The organism is Holophaga foetida DSM 6591 (assembly GCF_000242615.2).
Classification (GTDB): domain Bacteria; phylum Acidobacteriota; class Holophagae; order Holophagales; family Holophagaceae; genus Holophaga; species Holophaga foetida.
Window position 1 is genome coordinate 857519 of the sequence record NZ_KI912268.1, and the last position, 19859, is coordinate 877377.

Below are 19859 nucleotides of genomic sequence, written 5' to 3' on the forward strand. Positions count from 1 at the left end.
CAGAATCGATTTTCATCGCCCTGCCCCCGGCAGATGGCCTTTCCCACGCGCGGTCAGCCGGTATTTCTGGGTTGGACTCTTGGGCGAATGGGGCTGGGTCATCTCCACCAGATGGGCCTCCAGGCATGGCTGGAGGTAATCCTGGAGGAAGCTCGGACGGTGCCGCAGCCCGAGCCTCAACATCAGGGTCTTGGCCCCCAGGCTTTCCGTTCCCAGACAGGCCAGGAGGCGACCTACTTGTTCGGTTACTTGTTCGGTTACTTGTTCGGTGTCCGGCAAGGCTTGAAGGGTTTGGCTGGTCTTGATCGGCAGGGGCGTGGCCAGGGTTACCCCCAGCTCTGGCCCTTCCGCATTCAGGTAGTGCGGGCGGGAACCGCTCACATAGACCTGGATCACCAGCAGGGTTTTCCCCTCCAGGGAAAGCAGCTCGATGCTGGGCACCAGGCGCGGGGAGATGGAATCGGCAATCAGGTTGCACAGGCGTTCTTCGGCATCCAGAGCCGAGTCCACGCCCAGAACCTGCCTTTGGTCGTCCAACCCCACCACCAGACGCCCGCCAGCTGTGTTGGCAAAGGCTACCAAGGTCTTCAGCAGGGGCTTGGGCGAAGATAGATCCCGCTTGAACTCCAGGGTTTTACCCTCGGTCTGGACCATGAGTTCATCCAGCATGCCCATCACAGCTCCCTCCATCCAGGTCCATTCTCGATACTTTCCTTTTCATCCCCCTTCGGAGTTCGACTCGGCCATCCCATCGTGGGCCCCAGGTTCATTCGCACCCCTTTCGATCCAGAAAAAGTCCACACCGCCTATCAAAGCCCTTCCGAGCTGGGTGAGGCCAGCTCAAAATCCGGACCGAGCTTATTGCGGCGTTCGGCGTCAATCACGCGAGCCCCCGTCATTGGTCCTGGACGAAGTGAGGAACTGGCCCAGGACGGACCACTCCTTTCCAATCTCCCCTTTCGCAGGGGTAGTTTCGAAGTTCTGCGGTGTCATTCCTCGTCCTTCCCGCCCGTGATCGCCTTCACCTCGGCCAATAGGTCACCAAACTTGCCATAGTTCACCTTCACGCCGTCATCGAGATCCAGGTTGATGCGGCGATCGGCTTGGTGGCGGAGCTTTTCGTCGAAGGTGTGGAGTTCCACCTGCTGCTTGCGCAGGAGGTCCAGTTCCTTCTGGAGTTTCTTGCTGTGGGCGGCGGAGGTGGCGCGGGGGAGGTCTTCCCGGAGCTGCTCGATGCGGCCACTGATGCGGCCCTGGAGGGGGATCACATACTCGGTGCGCATGCGGGCCAGGGTGCCCTCGTGGTAGCGGTGCAGGTAGACCAGGGCCTGGAAGGCGCGCTCCTTGCCGCTACTGAAGAGCCAGTAGATGGGGCGCTTCTTGTAGGTCTGGAGGTGATCCTTGTAGAGGCCGGTGGCGTAATAGCGCCGGATGGTCTCTCGGGGCGTTTCGTCCTTCTTGGTATCCAGGGATTCCGCCACCCAGGCCAGGTTCTCCTCTAGGGTCGACCCATGCCAGAGGGTTTTCACGAAGGCTTCGAAGCGCGTCGCGGCATCATCTGGGAACCACGCGAACTCCGTGACTGGCACGATGCCATCCTCGTCGGCAGGGAAGGTGGCGAATTGGCTGGCGTCGAAATCCACGTTGCCCGCATGGGCATAGATCAGCCCTGGCTTGTCCAGGCTGTAGCGGCCCATCATGCAGCCGAGGGCATAGGAGAGGAAGGCGGCAACATCCTTCCGGACATCGGCGCGGGCGAGGGTGATCTTTTCCTCGGGCACCTCTGGCTCCAACTCGCCGTCGAGGCCGTAGGCGGCGATGAAGAGCCGGTTGTTCTCCGTCTCCAGTTCCTGCATCCGGCGGAAGGCGGCGGTGCTATGCCTTTCCCAATTCTGCCAGCTTGCCTCCAGCGTTGCTGACTTCAGTCCTGGTCGGAGCAAGGGATGATCGCGGAAATCCCAGGAGGTCTCGAAGTTGTCCCAGTCAGCACGGGAGAGGTCCATGCATGCTGAGACCACCCTGTTAACGGAATCGCGGCTGTCCGAATCCCCAGTCTTCAAAGCTAGAGGGAGGTTCCCAATATTTGTGAGCCGGAAATCGAGAGTCGGACTCAAAGCCGCGAGCAGGCAGGTCACAACCTCACTATTCAAAAAGCCAAGGACAAAAGCCGTGAATTCTGGAGAAGTGAAAATCGAAGGTGCAGTTGAGTCGTATGAGAATCCGGCTGGGTAGTATCGAATGGCGAAGCTCCCGGAACTGATTCGGCTCCAGGACAAGGACTCCTTAAAGAAGTGCGCTTTCCCGCGCATAGGAGCGCCATTAAAGCTGAGAGGAAGGTTGTGAAAGGAGTGGATATCCACGCCATTTCCCTCCCAGTTCAGAACGAATTCTGCGTTCCCATACCACCTTCGAAAATAACCGCCTTTCTTGTGCGGAACCCATTTCTGCTCGACCGCACCCGCTGGCTGTGTCGTGAAGCTGATTCTCAATAAGTCAACTTCACTCCAATAGCGAAGAAAGCGAGTATTGTCCCCAGTGTTGATTCCCTCACGGATATTGCAAATGCTTTCAAGCGGCGCGTTAGTCGCAAAGCATTCCCTTGTTCTAGATGTAAGCCAATAGGCAATTGGCCATCCTGGCAGTTTTTGGAACTCTTCAGTAGCAGTCGAATAGAACCATCCACATTCTTTATTGCGAATCGCTTCAAGTGTCCGCGGTGCTTGGTTTTCAGCACCACGAAAGGTTGACAGGCGTATAAACGCTCCTTTGTGTTTTGGCTTGTACCTATTGTTCAGGGTGAAGCAACAGATAGGCACAGTAGCGCCTTCGAAACCTGAGTATTCAAGTTGAACCAACGATGTTATTGAGGCCCGTTCAATAAGTTCACGCCTGAGGTTTTCGTAGGAAGCGATAAACATCCAGACAAACGGGCTCATGAAGCCAAGAAAGCCATCCGACAACGCGAGTGTTCTCGAACGAATAAAGAATGCTGAGAAAAGATCTGCCTTAAAAGGCTCAAAGTTCGTTTCTAAAAAACCCTTGAGTGCGGCTGTTTGATTCTTTGATCCCATATACGGTGGATTGGCTACGACGACGTGATACCGCTGCGTCAGCGCCTCGGCTTGTTCAAGCACGCGCAGGACTTTGAGGTGCGTTTCGCGTAGGAATAGCTGGCCGCCGATGCCCTTCGCCTCAATGGCGCTGCGGACGAAGGCGATGCTCGCTTCGTCCAGGCAGGGCTGGATGAGCGAGCCGAAGTTCTTCGCCTCTTCGAACTGGTGTAGCAGTTTGAGCATGGGCTGGCTGAAGAGATCGCCCAGCCCGAGAGCCTGGATGTAGTCGCGCAACTCGTTGTCCACGAAGCACACATCGCGAAGCTCGATGATATTTGGTTGCACGAGTTGTCCAACCTGGAAGAAGCGACGGGACTTTTCCCGCGCCTTGAAGACCAAGGCCAACCCGGCAAGCTGGGCAGCGCGAGGGCAGAGATCCAGTCCGTGGAGGTTGTGCCGCAAGATGAGGCCGGAAATCGTGGTGGGCGCGTAGCCTTCTTCCTGATAGATGAGGAAGAGCAGATCGAAGGCGTAGGTGAGCATGTGCCCGCTGCCCACGGCGGGGTCCATCAGGCGGATCTCCTCGGGCTTGGTGATCTTGAGGAAGTCGGTTTCGGGGGCATCTTTTGGGTCGGGCTCGATGTAATAGGGCATCTGCTCCCGGAGCCGGGAGCCGGGGCGATTCAGCAGCCAGAGCCGACCCAGGGAGTTCTCCACGAGGTAGCGAACGATCCAATGCGGCGTGAAGAGCTGGGTGACGGCGGGGATATCCTCCGTGGGCACGGCGCTCTTGCGGGCCATGACCGTGTCCTTCTTCTCCGCGATGTAGAACTGGTAAAGCCAGCCCAGGACTTCCACACTTTCGCAATCCTCCGCATCCAGGTTGCTCACCAGCTTGCGGATCAGGGAATCGGAGTGCAGCAGGTTATCCGGCAGCAGCAGCTCCGTTTCGTCCTCGATGGCCTCGAAGAGGAAGGGCATGGCCTGGTGCAGGGCGTTGCACTGGGCCACCAGCAGCAGCCTGTAGAGTTCCTGTTCCTTGCCCTCCAGCTTGAGATCCACCACCTGCTCGCGCTTGAGCCCCGGCAGATCCAGATGCTCTGCCTGCTCCAGGATCTCCGGCGTCGCCTTGCCCTCCGGGTGGCTCAGCACGCGGTACCCGTGATCCAGATAGCCGTGCAGTTCCATGTAGCGCAGCGCCGCAAACCGGTTGAACCACGTGTAGGCCATGGCCTCCATGACCTGCTCGAAACCCTCCCCCTCGATCCGCAAGGCCAGCCGCTGCCGCAGGACCTCCACGACCTTAGGAAAGGCCTGCCCCTGGATGATGGCCGAATCCCCCTGGATCGTGGCGGGCGCGATGCCCTTGTCTGTGATGCCCAAAAGGGCAGCACGGGCCTTCATGGCCGCGATGAAGTCACGGCGGGCCTGAGGGGCGTAGGTTTTTAGTTTTGAGCGATCCATTTCTTCCCAATTCTTCACGAAAGAGGTTTACTAACATTTCACAAAAACAAATCGTTACAAGTTAGAGCATATCTTAATAAACATCCACATAATCCTATTCAAATAAGCCTCAAGAGGCTAGATAGGTAGCGCTATTCCATGTTTTTTTGCATCATCCTGGATTCTCTTGAGATCCCTTTTTGATAGCTGGCCGACAATTTGGCTTTTAATGTATAAATCACCAGTTTTTAGATGGAGTTTTTTTCTTGTTCCAAGCAAATGAGCATGCGGATTCGATGGAAGCGGATCTGCATCATTAATTATAATTCTCCACATGCTCCCATTAATTTTTAAATCTTTCTCGGAAGGACGTTTCACTAATAGTGGCGTCTCAATTTGGATATCCAAAATGGATCTGCAACATTTCTCATCTCTAGCACTGATTTCGTTATTTTCTATTCGTGCCAGCAAGTCTTGCAAAAAGACGATTGAGACACCATACCCCATGCTGCCTTCATATCCATTTGTGTGGATCGCGATCACACTTTTGGAGCCACAAAGAATTACAGGGCTTCCACTCTGCCCTGGATATGTGGCCCCATCGTAGGCATACGCATGTGCAGGACGGAGGCTATCATCAGGAATAATTGCGGAAATATTCGCATGAGTCTGAATTGGAGTCACTGATTTTGGACAGCCCTCACCCAAAATATCATCGACCCAGACAAGATCCGTACCATGTGCGTACCCAGGAATTACGACTTTTGAACCTACATAACATCCTTCTGATCCTAAATTCAAGGCAAGGCTTTGTTTTGTATGGTTGTGGTGGACCTCAATAATTGCTATATCGTAATATGGATGCATAAACACACTACTTACCTTCATAAGTGGCCCAAGCGCATGATCTCCTTCTCGGTTGTACGTGCGCCTTGTTTGGAGCTCTATCATAGGAACACCATCAACAACATGAGCCGCTGTCGCGATAAAGCCCTTAGAAGGATCAATCAAAAAACCGGTTCCTATGATTCTTGAGCCTATTACTCCAGCATCATTTCCTGAACAATCTTCGATATAATAGATCGATGGGGATACGACTCGATATGTCTCAATTGGCATGATTTATCTCGAAATCCTGTTATGATTTACCGGATCTGTATCCGCTCATGGTTCGCCAACGCCGCCTCAAGCTGCGTCCTCAGGGTCACCAGAAACGCATCCACCTCTTCCTGGTTTTCCAGCACACCATTGGGTGCCAGTTCCGCAGGCTTCACCACGCGGGGCTTCTTGATCACGGGCTTGGGTTGGGGCGGGATGTCGATTTTGGGCTCGCCAACGGGGGTGACAATGGGGGCTGGCGGCTCATAGGCCGCCTCCAGCCGGTGCAGGGCCTCGCCGTAGAGTTGGTCCGCCTCCTCCACAGCCTGCTTGAGGTGGGGGATGCTCTCCTGGCGATCCATGCGATCCAGCAGCCCCTTTAGCGCCGCCACACAGCCTTCAAACACGCTGCCAGAAACATGGAGGCGCTCCGCATCCTGGCCCAGGCTGGTCAGCAACCCAGCAATCTTACCCTTGGTCTGCTGGCGATGCTGGGCCACCAGGAGGTTCTGGATGCCCTCCAATTTGGCGATGAGATCCGGCCCCTCCATGATGCTGGTGTAGGGGTGGGCCATCTGGAGGATCTCCTTCAGGCGCCGCAAAGCGACCTTCCCGGCTTCCTCCTCTTCGATCTGGAGACGGTTCAGCTCGAACTTGCCATAGGCCTTGCGCATCCGGTCCCAGGTTGGGCGCTGGGAGCCGAAGAAGTGACTGAGGGTGTGGAAGTCCTCTCCTCCATCCAACAGATCGTTCTTGGCGGCGCTGAAGGCCTCCAGGAAGGCCGCGCCCTCCTTTTCGGCCAACAGAGGCTTCACCAGCTTCAGAAGGTGCTCCACCTCGGCCTTGCCGGGGTAGCCGCTCCCTTCCAGGCCCTGGAAGCGCTTCAGTTCATCCTGCCAGCCCTCCAGCTTGCTGCGCAGGAAGGCCACGATGGGATCCTCGCCATCGGGCCCCATCTGAGCGAAGACATCTTTGCCCAACTGGCGCGCCGTCTGGATGGCCTTGGGATCCAGGGCCTTGCGCTGCACCAGGGTGATCTTCCGGCGCTTCTGGGCATTGGTGATGGCCTCAAAGACCTTGTCCAGGGCCAGGGAGGCCCCGTCCATGACAAGGTGGATCTCCCCCAGCACCAGGAGGCGGGCCACGAGGAGGAGGGTCTCCTCCTCGGGCCAGCCATAGGGACGGCGGGAGAAGCGGGTCTCCACCAGATCGTGCAGCACCACCTGGGTGCTCCTCACGTTCATAAGGTAGAGGTAGTCCCGCAGCTCCTTGATGGCCTGGGGATTGCTCTCCTCCTCTTCGATGCCGAGTCGAGCCTGGGCCACATCATTGGCCCGCAACACCGCCTGGATCTCCCGCAGGACGGTCTGGCTGGTGTCCCCTTCCCCACGCTTGTGGAGATAGCCCATTTTGGTGAAGGTGTTGTCCACGAGGTAGCCCAGGGCCTCGAAGAGGCAGTCCTGGGGGCCGCTCTTCTTGAGGGCCAAGGGCTGGCCCGCCACATAGGTATCGGCTTCTTCGAGGAGCCTGCCCACTTCGACCACCAGGCGCTCCCGGCGCTTACGGTTCTCGGCGGCCAGGTCTTGCAGGATGCGGAGGGTGGCGGGAGGCAGGGTGCCATCATTCTTCTGCGAATTGTAGCGCTCCACCTGGAGGCACATGCGCAGCTCCTGCTGAAGCTTGCCGAAGGTATCCCCCAGCTTGATCACCACGGCCCCGCCATCCCGGGCGGCACTCTCGGCCAGACAGCGGCCCTTGTCCCAGGTGTCGTAGTCATCCGCCAGGGGCGTGATCACCAGGACCGGCAAACCGGCCTCGGCCTTGTGCCCGATGGCGTGCTGGTCACACTCGCGGTTGAAGACGAAAGGGCGCTTGGTCCGGAGATGGGTGAACTTCTTGTTGTCCTTGTAGACATCCTCGAAGATCAGCTTGCCCAGGGTGGTGGCCTCCTCGGAGGAGCTGACATCCACATTCTTGATTTCGCGGTTGATATCCCGCTCTTCGTTGGTGAGGAAGAAGTAGATCTCGCCGTTGCGGCTGATCAGGGTCTCCTTTTCCAGCCGGGCAAGGCTCTCCTCAATGCGGCGCTTGAGGGGGATGCGGTCCTGATCGATCTCCTCGGCGCAGAGGGAGGCCAGGTTATCCACATCGGCCTTCATCTCCTCCACGTAGCGGATGAGGAAGAGGACCTGGAGCAGGAGGACATCGAAGGGCTGGAGGGCCTCGTTATCCTTGGCCTGGTCGATGGTGCGCTTCACCGCCGTATCCAGGAAGCTTTCGATGGAGGGGTAGAAGCGGTAGAGGGGCACCAGCACCCCCAGTTCCTGCTCGGCCACCTGCTTGGCGGCGGACTGGAAGGCATCCAGGATGGAGCGCTCGCCCCGGGAAAGGTGGGCCCCGGTGGCCCCGTGCTTGCGGATGGCCTCGAAGATCTTCTGGATGAGCTGGAACTGGTAGGGCGCGAAGGGGTAGTGCGCCGCAAAGTCGTCGGCCTCTTTGTAGTGGCGGAAGGTCATGCCCGCGTTTTGAAAAGATGTTTGGTGCTTGAGGATGTCGCCCTTGGCCCTGAAGATGGCCTGCAACTCGCCCGTCACCTGGGGCTTCTTTTCTAGGAGTCGTTTGAGGATGACCTCGTCCACATTGGTGCTAGAGAGCGAAAGTCGGGTCTTGAAGCGCCCCTGGATCTTGGAAAAGTCCTGGGCCTTGTCCTTCTTCAACTGCCCGAGGACGGCATCGATATCCTCCTGGGAGGTGACCACCACCCAGGCGCGGCCTTCACAGATGGTGCCCAGGTTCTCGGTGATGGTCTGGAGGCTGAGCATGAGGTGGGAATCGGAGCCGATGAACTGGCCCACCTCATCCACCAGGAAGACGATCCGGTGCTGGGGCCCCTTCTCGTCCAGGTATTCCTTCACCCAGCGGCTGAAGTTTTCGGGGGTGATGGAGACCGAATCGCTGCCGCTATCGAAGAACTTCTCGGCGGATTCCGTGCTGATGGCAAGGGCTTCACTCAAGGCGGCGATGACGTGGTCCCGCAGGAGGTCCTTGGCATCCCGCTCCTTTTCCCACTCGGAACCGTAGTCCCGGAGGAAGGCGTCCACGAAGGCCTGGTACTGGCCCTTCTTAGTGAGGTGGCGCTCCATGTAGGCGATCTCGGGATGATCGGCGCAGAAGCCCTGCATCTCGTTGAAGACCTTCAGGAAGACCCGGAGGATGGCATCCCGGCCATGGTTGGTGTCGGCCTTGCTATCGATGTTGAAGAGGATGACATCCGTGTGGGCCGTGGCCACGCGGCGGATATCGCCCAGGATCATGGCGTCTTCGACCTTGCTCTGGAAGAACTCCGCAGCCTTGCGCTCCTGGCCCTCATATCGGTGGGTGTCGTTCTTCAAGAGGTAGGACAGCACCTTGATGAAGTGGGACTTGCCGGATCCGAAAAAGCCTGAGATCCACACGCCATTCTTCGAGGCGGCCTCGGCATCGGCGGCCTTCCCCAAGGTGGAGGCGAAGGCATCCAGGAACTTGGCCATGTGGCCATTGAGTTCGCGGGTGACCACGAACTCATCCAATTCCTGCCAGACCGAGGCGTCATCCATTTGGTCAGCCTTGACCACGCCATTGATGGCGCGGGCAATGCGACGTTCGAAAAGATCTTGAATCTGCATGGGGGAATCCGAATCAGGGCACGAGTTTGAAGGCGCGGTAGTAGTTGTCCTGCTTGATCTGGCCGAAGAGGGAAAGGGACTGGCCGTCGTAGGTGCCGGGGTAGAAGACCACCAGGGGGGTATCCCCCATGACGGGATGGAGGTTGTTCAGCAGGTTGTGGGAGCGGAGGAGGGGAAAGGCGCTGCCGACGCCGGACATGAGCATGAGGTCCAGTTCCTGGGGGGGAAACTGCTTGGCCAGGAAGGCGGCGATGTGCTTCCCGTGGAGGGGGGCCGCCAGGGCCTTTTGTAGGGCCTCGTCCCCCTTGGCCTGCTGCATCTCGATGGCCTTGTCCAGGAGCTTGCGCTCCTTCAAGTAGCCCAGCATCAAATCGAAGAGGTTCACGTGGGCGATCCGCAGATGGGGGCGCTGTTTGGGAATCTGGGTCATGAGGAAGTCGAGGTGGCGGCGGATCGCCAATTCGTCCTTGGGCAGGTAATCGAAGACCCAGAAGCCGATCTCGTTGCCCAGGCCTTTGCCCGCAAGGAAATCCTCGCTGAGGATCTTGGGCAGGATCTGGTCGAGGCGCTCGTCGAGGTTGGAGGTCATGGGCTCACCTGAAGACAGCGGAGGACAAGGCGCTCGTCCCTGGATTCCAGGTACCGAAGCACGGGCGTGGCCAGGAAGACGGGCTGGAGTTTGAGGCTACGGGTGTTCTCCAGGAAACCCGCCTGGGCGAGGCAGAGGTAAACCGAAGACCGAAGGCGGCGGCGAGTGGAGTCGTTCCACCAAGGCATCTCGGAGTCCCGCCCCCGGCAATCCAGGAGGTAGTCCTCCCAGAGGGTGAAGGGCAAGTTCGGGGCGAAGCGGCGGTATTGCTCCCGGACCACCAGGTCCAGGAAATCCCCCAACAGGGGGCTGTGCTTCACGGCGGCGGCCAGCAGGGCCTGCTGGACCACCGGGCTGGCAGAATCCCGAATCAATTCCCAGAAGGGGGGATCGAAGGGGGCGAGGCGATCCCGGATCAGCCGGGCCAACCGCTTGCCGGTGGCGATGGACTTGGCCTGGAGGCAGTTCTCCTGCTCAATGGCGGCCTTCCAATCAGCCCCTGACACCCCGCGCAGCAAGAGATCCGCGATGACGCGGCTTTCGGCGGGCTTGAGGGCGCCTGCGGTGAGATTGGCCGAATACCTCACTGCACAACCCCAGAACGGTAAGGGGATGTGTCCAAGGCGAGCACTTGCAAGACCTGAGAGGGCATGAGCCATTGTCCACCATTCGGAGTCAAAGTGGAGGCCGATAGGGGCTCAAGGTGGGCAAAAGTTGGCAAGTCCGGGTCGGCTGACTGCATCTGCCAAGTGTGCCAGCCCATAAGAGACAGCTACTGACGCACTCCAGACTCCGGGCTTTCTGGCCGTTGGGGGCCAAAGCCTGCGGCATACCCTCAAGGCCTGGGGGCGACCAGGGGCAAACTATCTGTAGACGCCTTTCTAGCCTCGAATTGCAGCTGGGCAAATCGGCCCAGCGGTAAGGCTGGCCGCGCTGCACCCTAGGTTCGCCCAGGTGGGCACAGGAGGCTCTATGCCGAAGAAGAACAAGAACCTGAAGGAGCAGGTCGACCAGATCCTGGCCGGTATTTCCTTGGATATCGGCAAGCAGTGCTGAGCGCCGAGGGCATGGAGGCCCCCTTCCCCTTGTGGCACAGATCGTCCCCTGGCGCGCCCTGACTCCCCCTACCCGGTCTATCCGCCTGCGGTCCGGCCGGTCCGGGGGACGCGGGAGCTGGGTGGCCTCTCTCCCAGTGCCCACAAGGGGCAGGAGAACCCCCATGACCCAATACACCGCCACTCCAGACATCAAGTCCGAGTCCCAGGAAGACCACCTCTTGGCCAGCGCCCTCGCGGGGGTCGAAACGCTCTCCGACGTGCAACTCCTGGCCACCCTGCTGGAAGAAGAGCAGATCAACCGGGCTGAAAACCTTCTGCTGGAGGCCGGCAACCTGGCCCTCCTCGCGAACAAGGGGCCCGTCGAGCTTATGGCCCTCGGCCTAGGGACCAGGGAGGTGGTGCGCCTGCTGGTCAACACCGAGCTTACGGCCCGGTTGGCGATCCATCGGCGCGCCCGCAGGCTCGGAAACCCGGCCGAGACGGTCGAAGCGATCCGCCTGCGGGCCCTGGGGTGGGACTGTGAGTGCGTCGGGGTCATCGTTGTGGACCGGGAACGCCACATCCTTCTGGACCAGATCCTCTTCCGGGGCACTCCCTATCAATGTCCTGCGGACATCTGCGTGGTCCTCCGCGAGGTGGTCCGGACCGGGGGCTTTGGTGTGGTGCTCTACCGATGGGTGCCCGCCTCCGAGGTGATCCTTTTGGCCGAGGACCGCATCCTCGCCGATCGGCTGCGGCTGGCTGCCAGCGCTCTGGGCGTCGAGGTCCTCGACTGCTTGCTCATCTCCGAACAGAGCTGCTGGTCCGGGAGGACTGACGGCCGCTGGCTTTGACATCGTTCCGATTCCAGCCTGGTTAAGATGCGAATCCCCCCCCCCAGGGGGATTCCGCATGTCAGCCCCTGTCCATGCAAAGGAGTCATCCTTCACAATGCAAAGACCAGGAAAGGACGCCATGGAAGCCGAAGACCTCGTAAAAGCCCTTCGCCAGGGCGTATTCGAGAACAACCGTCGCCTCGCGCGGGCCCTGGCGGAGTGGGGTGGCCCCCTGGAGCAGGGTCAGGTGAGGGGCATGCTGAATGCGTGGGCCTTTGGAAGTCCACAGCCTCAGGGCCTCGCCACTCCCGAGCCCCTTCCGGACCGGCGTCCACCATGGCGGGATGTCCCGTCGTTGAAGCGAGTGCCTTTCGGGACCCTGATGCCGGAGGTCCGGCAGCGCTGGGTGGCCCGATTGAGTGAGGAGGTCCGAGCCCTGGCCAAGAACCACCGGAAAGCGCTGGCGGATTATGCGGAGCGCCAGGACACCCGGGGGGGACGCATCTTCAGCGGCGATACCCTGCTGTACCTGATTCCTGGGGTGGCTGAGAACCCGCCCCTGGCTCTGGCCGCCTTCAGGGAAGTGGATCTCACGGTCCTGGGAGAGCTCTCCTCCCTCAGCGGTAGGATCCGTGATCAGGCCCTGGATTTGGCAGGCAAGGAACCCGTCATCCTTATGGCGGGCGGGAATGCTGCGGGTAAGAGCACCTTCAGCTACCAGGCGATCCGCCAGGGATTCCAGGGCGCCATCCTGGACAGCCCCTGGGTGGCGGAGAATGATGTCCGCAAAGTGCTGAACCGAGGCCATGAGGCCTGGGCGGTGTACGTAGACCGACCCTTTGAGGAGGCCTTCCAGTCCATGGTGCTGCGCGCCGCGGACGAGGGCCGCCTGGTGGATCCCAGCGAGATGGCCCGCACCCATGTCGAGGTGCCGCAGAGGCTTCACCAGGGCCTCGCAATCTTCCGGAACCAGCCAAGGGTGTCCTGCTGGCACCTGCGGAACAACGCCCCGGATCTGAACGGAATCGAAGCCATCGGCGGCCCCCTGCACCGTGAGGGGAAGGATGCCCTGACCTCCATCCGACTACGACCGGAAGCCCGGGGCCGGGCCGAACTGGAACAGGCAGCCCGGCAATGCTGGACCCGCTTCCAGCGGGCCATCCAGGCCAACCATCACAACCCCTATCCAGCGGACCTGGCCGAGGAGATATCCCGGCGCATGCCGTGAGGGGAGAAGGAACGATGCCTCCCGGGGCCCACCGGGCTTACCCTGGATCAAACCACCTCATCCGGAGCCGGGTCCAAAAATGTCGTTCAAGGAAATGAAACACCTACGCCGAGATATGGGCAGAGGATGGGATGAACGGACGCGGGGCGGCGCACCCCACAAGCCCCTCATGCTCCTGGCGATTCTGGACCTGGTGGATGCCGGGGACATCACCGGCGATCTGATCCCCTACGACCAGACTCTCCTGCAAGCCTTTGACCTCCGCTGGCGTGCCCTCATGGGGGACGCCCTCACCAATCCCCTGCAACCCTTCTGGCACCTCCGCTCCAGCGAGTTCTGGATCCTGGAGCCCAACCAGGGGTTTGCGGAAGCCCTCCAACACCACTCCGGCTTGCCCAGCCTCAAGGCCTTTCAGTCCATGGTGCGCGGGGTCCGATTGAGGGAGGACGTGCTCAAGGCAGTCCAAACGCCGGAGGGACGGGCAGAGTTGAGGTCGTTGCTCCTGGACACCTACTTCAGCGAGGGCGTCCGCCCTCTGCTCTTGAGGGCCGGAGAAACCTATGTGGCGTCCAAAGGCTTTGAGGAGGCCTTCCGGGAGGCGAGCCTGAGGGAATTCCAGGAAGTCTTCGACGGACGGGACGGTCTGGACCCGGCCTTCATCAATGAAAGCCGCGATCTGGCGTTCCGCCGCATCGTCCTCCCGGCCTACCAGCATCAATGCGCAGCCTGCGGTGCCAAGCTTTTCACGCCAGCAGGGCGCTGCATGGTCCAGGCGGCGCACATCATCCCCTTCAGCCGAAGCCGCAACGATGATCCCCGCAACGGCCTCGCCCTCTGCCCCCTCCATCATTGGGCCTTCGATCAGGGCATGCTCGGGATCCGGGACGGCCTGGTATGGATGGTCCACCGGCATGCCAAGGAACTGCCGGCCGATCCGGCCTACCTCAGCCTGCATGGCCGACCGGTCACCCTGCCCAGTGAAGGGCACCTGAGCCCTGCCCCGCAGGCCGTGGCATGGCACCGCAAGCACATCTTCGAGAAGATCGGCTGATTCGCCACCCGGCGGGCTGTTGACCAGGGAAGAGCGGTCGGGGACCTTTCCCACGAACAGCCCGAACCCGCCGTCCATGGGTTGAATCGCGGCGTTGTGCCAGTTCTGGCCCAGGTCCTCTCTGATGCCACCCGGTGCTGCTGCGGGGCTGGCGGCGCCATCGGGGCTACCCGCTTCGTTTTTTGGGTCCCCTCCCAAAAAACTCCCGGTCCGCCCCTCAGGAGCTCTTGCCCCTTGCCCGTCCCGGCTGTGTGCCCCGAGTGGCACAGAGAGGACACCATGAACCAGACCCAGAACCCCTACCCCGACGCCGTCCCCCTCAGCGAGGTCTTCGATCCCGAGGCCTTCCGGGCGCTGGCCCTGGCTGGATACGCCCTCCCGGATGACCTCCCCTGGGAGGAGCTCGACGACAGCACCCAGGAGGACTGACACCTCCCCGGGCTTGAAGGGGGCATCGGGCAACAGCCGACGCCCCCTTTCCTAACTTGGCCAACGTCCAAGCAGAGGGGAGGTCAGCGGCCTGGGCGCAGATTCATGGAAGCTCAGTCCATCAGATCGTAACTGGTGCTCCGGCCTCCCGCCTCTGACCGCTTGAGCACGCCATGGGCCAGCAGTTCACTGATGTCCCGGAGGGCGGTGTCGGAGGAACACCTGGCGAGGCTCGCCAACTTGCTGGAGGTCAACTTCCCTTCGAACCCGTCCAGGAGTCGGTTGAGCATGGCGACCTGCCGGGCGTTCATGGCCACACCTGACCAACGGGTCCAGAAGCGCGCCTTGGCCAGCACTTGGTCGAGGGGGCCCTGGGCGAGATCCACCGCCCGATGGAGGGTCCCCAGGAACCAGGCCAGCCAAGCAGTGACATCTAGCGATCCCCGCTGGGTCCGCTCAAGGATCTCGTAATAGGCTTTGCGTTCCCGCTGGATTTGGGCGGACAGGCTATAGAACCGCTGCGGACTGCCGTCCGCCCGCGCCAGAAGCAGATCCCCCAGGGCCCGGGCGATACGCCCGTTGCCGTCTTCAAAGGGATGCAGGGTCACGAACCAGAGATGGGCAAGCCCGGCCTTGAGCAGGCGGGGCTCGTCGGAAGGCGCCTCCATCCAGGCCAGAAAGCGCGCCATTTCCGCCTCCAGTCCCTGGGCCGGAGGCGCCTCAAAGTGGACGCGCTGACGCCCCATCGCACCAGAGACCACCTGCATGGGGCCGCCAGCATCATCCCGCCAAGTCCCGACCCTGCCCCGGGCGAGGCCGGAATAGCCCGTGGGGAAAAGGGCCGCGTGCCAACCCAGCAGACGCTCCCGACTCATGGGTTCCTGGCAGCGGGTGGTTGCATCCAGCACCATCTCGACGACACCCTCCGCATGGCGATCCACCGGGGCCAGAGCCCCGATTTCCACTCCCAATCGCCGGGCAATGGAGGAGCGAACTGAGGCAGCGTTGAGCAGCTCCCCCTCGATCTCGCTGGTCCGGAGCACATCCTCTGTCAGGGCGGCCAAGCTCGCCTGCCCCCGCAGTTCCAACCCGACATCCGCCAAGCGGCCCAACAGCATTCCCTGGGCGCGGCTGACATCGGCCAGGAGACCCGCCAGGGCTCCCAAGTCGTAGCGCCAGACCGGCCAGTCCGGGTTCTGCCAGATGTAGGGATAATCGCCGCCTGTCATGCGGCGATCATGAAGGTCATTCGCTTCACACGCAAGATATTTACCGCACCAAGCGCGGCGAATACACCCGTAATCGCCGCACCTCCGCCTTGCCCAACCGCCAGTGACCCTTATCCAGCACCCCTCGCCGAGGAGATCTCCCGGCGCATGCCCTGGGGGGAGAACGAAGGCTGCCTTCTGGCCAGGTTGACCATTTGCGCTCTGGCCATTCGGGCGGTACTTCCTTGTCCTTCCTGGCCAGGCTAGGGATTGATGATTCGATTCCTACGCAGTATGACTTCTGCGTTGGGAAGGAATCATTCAGCTTGAACAAGCCCAAACAAGATACGAAGAAACGAGTCATCTGCCTGATTTCAGCCCTGGCCTACCACAACCTGAGAACCCCCATCCCCACAGCCACCTGGGTCGCCACTGATCGCAACGCGTGACCTCCGCCGCACTTTCTCCAGCGTTGGGGCCCGTGGGCGACCAAATGAGCAGGGGCGTTGCGTTCCCCCTCTGCCGGGATGGTCAACCCGGGGTTATGCCCCAGGCTTGTCCGGGTGGACGAGCTACAGGCCCCAACCTGGACAGGTAAGGAGAAATATCCATACTGGTAAGGAGGTAGACCCCATGAGCATCACCGCCGTTGCGACCATGACAAGCAAGGGACAGTTGACCATCCCGAAATCCGTCCGGGAGGCCCTGGGACTGCATGAGGGGGCCAAGGTCCGCTTCGAGGTGGACCAAGAGCAGGGCACTGCCGCCATGGAGCCCGTAAAGCTCCAGGTGGCTGACCTCTGGGCATTCGCCGTGCGCGGGGCCCCCACCATGAGCTTGGATGAGATGGACCAGGCCATCCAGCGCGGGGCTGGCCAATGATCGCCCGGGATACCAAACGTCTGGGCCCGCGCCTTCCTGGGGGATGACCCGGCCCAGTCCACCGCCGCCAGGGCCGCCATTGAGAAGGGCACCCAAGGGAAAGGGGTGTTCGTCCCACTCCTGGTGCTGGTGGAGCTGTATTGGGTATTAAAGAGCGCCCCGGGCTGGGATGCTGCAAAGGTTCATCAGGCCCTGGGGAGTCTCCTGGAGGTGGAGGGTATCGAGGTGGACCAAGCCCCTACGATCCGAGAGGCTCTGGACCTTTCGAGCGGGGCGGTGGGCTTGGCTGACAACCTCATCACCCTAACGGCCAAGACCCGGGGGTGCTCCCGTCTCCTCACATTCAACGCCCGCCTGGCCAAGACGGGCCGGGCCACTCTCATGAGGGCTTGACCACCGGCGCGACTAGGTTTGGCGGCCGAAAGCCCGCCCTGCACGGGCCCGCCGCGCTGAAACCTTGTAGGGCATCCGGTAAGAGGGTGCTGTGGATGAGGCGAAACGTTTCGCTGTCCTGGAAGCCCCACCCCCGACGCCGTCCCCCTCAGCGAGGTCTTCGACCCCGAGGCATTCCGGGCCCTGGCCCTGGCGGGCTACGCCCTCCCAGATGACCTCCCTTGGGAGGAACTCGACGACAACCCACAGAAGGACTGACACCTCCATGGGCTTAAAGGGCGCCCCCTCCGGTGCCCAAAGTGCACCATCGGAGGGGGCGATTGACTCGCATCGGTCATTCAAATGGGGAAGACACCTGATCGTCTTGCACACCGGGAAAACCCCAACGGGACGACCTCATCGGTCGGGTTGCCTGGCGCTCAGAACTTATAGAGCAGACCACCCCCAAGGCCTTTGGTATCGCCACCTTGGTATACATTGGTACTGGCACCAGCTGCCCCCCCAGCCACGGGAGGCATCGGGGAGTAGCTTCCGTTCTTGTCGTTGATGACGCCGAATACGTTGGCGAATATGCTCACGCCCTTGATCAGGGAGTATGCGTAACCCAGGGTGTATTGTTTGGCGCCAAACTCGCTGCCAGTCGTGACCTTGGCCCCGGCAATGGTTTTAAGGGTACCCTTGTCGGCAGCGCCGTATCCAGCCCAGAACTTGTGGGCATTGAGTTCTTGGCTTGCGATGACATACCAGGCTGTCCGTTTGTATTCCTTATTGCCAGCTGTTGCGCCGTCGATGGTGTAATTCAACTGCTCAACAATTCCGCAAATGCGTGTCTTCGTCGGAAGGGTTACATAGGCTGCCAGCAGGTTCCCGGTATCCTTCGAAGTGGTGCCGCCGGTAGCCAGCACAGCGCTGCTGGCACCACTCAGACCGTTGATCATCTGCTGGAGGCCGTAGTAGTCTCTGTGCTCCTCATAGCCGTAAATGAGGGTCAAAGGGCCATATTGGTATGACAGAGTTCCTGAGAGCAGGGTGGGGTTGTTTGCAGCCGACTTGCCCTCGTTGACGGAATACAAGACCTTGGCCTGTAACCCTCCGATGACAGGGGACCAGTATTGGACGCTGTTGCCCTGTCGGCGATTGAAGATGGCATCGCCACTGTTCGGTACCGGCTTGGAAACCGAGGTGGTTCCAATCGTGCGGAACCCAGGCGTCGTCATGATGCTCACATCAGAAGAGAGAGAGGCCGGGAGGGCTCCCATCTTCATCACGACGTCCTTGTAAGGGGTGTCCCAGAGGCCAGCCAGGATAGTGCCGAACTTGGTCTGCAAACCCAAGGCGGTGTTGCGACCGGCCCAGGTGCTGGGTTGATCGCCGTCGATACCGACGGCGCTCTCCAGCTGCCAGATGACCTTGATGTCTTCGGTAGCCTGGAAACTCCCCTTGAAGCCGACATTGGAAGTGGCACAAGAGAAACGGTTGCGAGACGCCAAATCCTTGCTGATATCACTGGAGCCAGTGACCTTGACATTGTTGAGCTCTGTCACCAGCGTGCCATACAGGCTCCATTCGTGTTTTGGGGTGTCGGCAGCGAGAAGAGGCGTGGCGATTGCGCCAGCCACGAGGGCCAAGGTTAGACGGTTCTTCATGCATTACTCCGTGGTCTAAGTACCCCTCGTGGAGGGGTGGGTTGGGAGGGACAGAGAAGAGCATTAAAAAAGCGCTAGGTTTACAGGGAGATCAGCCCTGGACGGAGGCGATCATCGCCGCGACGTTCTCAGGCTTGGCGTTGTAGGGGGCATCGCATCCAGAGGAAAGGACAAAGCCCTTGGGGCCGATCCCTTCGATCAACTTGCGGCAGTAGGAGTGAACCTGATCGGGGGTGCCCAGGGCCAGCATGCCGGCGGGCACGTCGCCCATAATGGCCATGTGGTCCCCCAGGACTTCCTTGATCTTGAAGATGTCGGTGGCATGGTCACCGGAGAAGAGGCACTTGGCCTTGGGCAGTTCCTTGAAACGCTCCAGATCCCGCTCCCAGTTGGAGTCCATGTGCAGCACGGGCAGCACGCCCTCCTCCACGGTCATCTCCACCAGCTGCTTGAAGTAGGGCCAGGCGAAGCGATCCCACAGCTTGGGGTTCAGGAACTCGCTGGCGGCGCGCCATCCGCCGACCCAGGCACCCACGCAACCTGCGGCGCGCAGGGCCTGACGGGAATCCTCCAGGATCTGGGTCTGGGCGATGTCCATGGCCTCCAGAACCTTCTCCGGCATACGGCGCATGTCGGTCATGAACTTGGGCATGGAGCGGGCGCCACAGAAGACCTCGTAGGGGGAGCAGAGCACCACCGGGGAGAGGGTCACCACCCCGGCATCCTTGGCGTTCTGGATGGCGGTGGGGGTGTAGCCGAAGACAGGACCCACCTTGGCCAGCATGTTGTCCAGGCGGTTCATCAGGAAGTCTTCGAAGAAGAACTTGTAGCCCTTGTTGATGATGATGTCGTAGTCATCGGTGGTCATCATCTCGGCCTCGTGGACCTGCCAGGGCACGTTCTCGGGGAGATCGATACCGGGGATCTGGACTTTGGAAAGCCACTGGAAGCTCAGGAGGTAGGGAGAGAAGACCGGCTGCTGGATGCCATCCACCTCACCCAGGCTGGTGAAGGACTTCAGCATGGTGCGGTGGGCCAGCTCCACATCGAGGGCGAAGTCGGCGGGCTTGACTCCCAGGTGGTTGGCACAGAAAGAGTTGCCCACGGGAATCACGGGCACCCGATCGGGCTGCTCAAGGGCCACGGCGGCCTTGATTCGGGCCAGCCGTTCGTTATACAGCTCAGTATTTGATTTCATACAACTCCCCTATGCGCCTTGTATTGAAGCGCTGTGAATCGAGGCCTGAGACTACGACCATGATAAGAAGCCAGTGGGTGGGTTACCCCTTCCGGTGCATGCT

16 protein-coding genes and 1 pseudogene are annotated in these 19859 nt (G+C 60.6%); 7 read left to right on the forward strand and 10 right to left on the reverse strand.

Going from position 1 to position 19859, the window contains the following annotated elements; translation table 11 throughout:
- Positions 1-12: 12 nt before the first annotated feature.
- The 7 genes and pseudogenes from HOLFODRAFT_RS25720 to HOLFODRAFT_RS0203675 form a co-directional block, all read right to left on the reverse strand.
- Positions 13-279 carry a Fic family protein gene (locus HOLFODRAFT_RS25720; RefSeq protein WP_425280006.1) on the reverse strand — a complete coding sequence of 89 codons (267 nt, stop codon included), beginning with the start codon at positions 277-279 and terminating at the stop codon, positions 13-15.
- A 48-nt stretch (positions 280-327) separates the two neighbouring features.
- A pseudogene (locus tag HOLFODRAFT_RS25725) lies at positions 328-669 on the reverse strand (AlbA family DNA-binding domain-containing protein); the annotation flags it as partial.
- Positions 670-989: 320 nt separating this feature from the next.
- Positions 990-4517: a BREX-1 system adenine-specific DNA-methyltransferase PglX gene (gene pglX / locus HOLFODRAFT_RS0203660; RefSeq protein WP_005031447.1), complete on the reverse strand. Its 3528-nt coding sequence runs from the start codon at positions 4515-4517 to the stop codon at positions 990-992.
- 117 nt (positions 4518-4634) lie between these two features.
- The gene (locus tag HOLFODRAFT_RS23785) at positions 4635-5615 is read right to left on the reverse strand and encodes a trypsin-like serine peptidase (protein ID WP_005031445.1); all 981 of its coding nucleotides are present in this window, start codon (positions 5613-5615) and stop codon (positions 4635-4637) included.
- A 26-nt stretch (positions 5616-5641) separates the two neighbouring features.
- Entirely contained in the window at positions 5642-9259 is a 3618-nt protein-coding gene (gene brxC, locus HOLFODRAFT_RS0203665; RefSeq protein WP_005031444.1) for a BREX system P-loop protein BrxC, read from the reverse strand.
- A 13-nt stretch (positions 9260-9272) separates the two neighbouring features.
- On the reverse strand, positions 9273-9848 hold the full coding sequence (locus HOLFODRAFT_RS0203670; RefSeq protein WP_005031443.1) for a DUF1788 domain-containing protein: 576 nt from the start codon (positions 9846-9848) through the stop codon (positions 9273-9275).
- Positions 9845-10435 (reverse strand): DUF1819 family protein, encoded by a 591-nt coding sequence (locus HOLFODRAFT_RS0203675; RefSeq protein WP_026939013.1) that lies wholly within the window; start codon positions 10433-10435, stop codon positions 9845-9847. The genes HOLFODRAFT_RS0203670 and HOLFODRAFT_RS0203675 overlap by 4 nt, the downstream gene beginning before the upstream one ends.
- A gap of 632 nt (positions 10436-11067) precedes the next feature.
- Between HOLFODRAFT_RS0203675 and HOLFODRAFT_RS0203685 the strand changes: the two genes are divergently transcribed.
- From HOLFODRAFT_RS0203685 to HOLFODRAFT_RS0203700, 4 genes are all read left to right on the forward strand, one after another.
- Entirely contained in the window at positions 11068-11739 is a 672-nt protein-coding gene (locus HOLFODRAFT_RS0203685) for a JAB domain-containing protein (RefSeq protein ID WP_005031440.1), read from the forward strand.
- A 97-nt stretch (positions 11740-11836) separates the two neighbouring features.
- Positions 11837-12949: a hypothetical protein gene (locus tag HOLFODRAFT_RS0203690; protein WP_244432596.1), complete on the forward strand. Its 1113-nt coding sequence runs from the start codon at positions 11837-11839 to the stop codon at positions 12947-12949.
- A 115-nt stretch (positions 12950-13064) separates the two neighbouring features.
- Positions 13065-14000, forward strand: coding sequence for an HNH endonuclease (locus tag HOLFODRAFT_RS0203695; RefSeq protein WP_026939014.1), 936 nt, complete (start codon positions 13065-13067; stop codon positions 13998-14000).
- Between the two features lie 279 nt (positions 14001-14279).
- Positions 14280-14429, forward strand: a complete 150-nt coding sequence (locus HOLFODRAFT_RS0203700; protein ID WP_244432597.1) for a hypothetical protein — start codon at positions 14280-14282, stop codon at positions 14427-14429.
- Between the two features lie 113 nt (positions 14430-14542).
- On the opposite strand, the gene HOLFODRAFT_RS0203705 is transcribed toward HOLFODRAFT_RS0203700, so the two are convergent.
- Positions 14543-15658 carry a Fic family protein gene (locus tag HOLFODRAFT_RS0203705; RefSeq protein WP_005031435.1) on the reverse strand — a complete coding sequence of 372 codons (1116 nt, stop codon included), beginning with the start codon at positions 15656-15658 and terminating at the stop codon, positions 14543-14545.
- A 305-nt stretch (positions 15659-15963) separates the two neighbouring features.
- Between HOLFODRAFT_RS0203705 and HOLFODRAFT_RS25465 the strand changes: the two genes are divergently transcribed.
- The 3 genes from HOLFODRAFT_RS25465 to HOLFODRAFT_RS22540 all read left to right on the forward strand — a co-directional run bounded on the left by HOLFODRAFT_RS25465 (position 15964) and on the right by HOLFODRAFT_RS22540 (position 16912).
- Complete coding sequence (locus tag HOLFODRAFT_RS25465) at positions 15964-16086, forward strand: hypothetical protein (protein WP_280113172.1); 123 nt, start codon at positions 15964-15966, stop codon at positions 16084-16086.
- A gap of 184 nt (positions 16087-16270) precedes the next feature.
- On the forward strand, positions 16271-16519 hold the full coding sequence (locus HOLFODRAFT_RS0203715; RefSeq protein ID WP_005031434.1) for an AbrB/MazE/SpoVT family DNA-binding domain-containing protein: 249 nt from the start codon (positions 16271-16273) through the stop codon (positions 16517-16519).
- 36 nt (positions 16520-16555) lie between these two features.
- Positions 16556-16912 (forward strand): PIN domain-containing protein, encoded by a 357-nt coding sequence (locus HOLFODRAFT_RS22540; protein ID WP_244432642.1) that lies wholly within the window; start codon positions 16556-16558, stop codon positions 16910-16912.
- 419 nt (positions 16913-17331) lie between these two features.
- Here the strand turns inward: HOLFODRAFT_RS22540 and HOLFODRAFT_RS0203730 are convergent, their stop codons facing one another.
- Both HOLFODRAFT_RS0203730 and HOLFODRAFT_RS0203735 read right to left on the reverse strand, forming a co-directional pair.
- The gene (locus HOLFODRAFT_RS0203730) at positions 17332-18558 is read right to left on the reverse strand and encodes a porin (protein WP_005031316.1); all 1227 of its coding nucleotides are present in this window, start codon (positions 18556-18558) and stop codon (positions 17332-17334) included.
- Positions 18559-18649: 91 nt separating this feature from the next.
- A complete protein-coding gene (locus HOLFODRAFT_RS0203735; protein ID WP_005031317.1) occupies positions 18650-19756 on the reverse strand; it encodes a uroporphyrinogen decarboxylase family protein in 1107 nt (368 codons plus the stop codon).
- Positions 19757-19859: the final 103 nt, after the last annotated feature.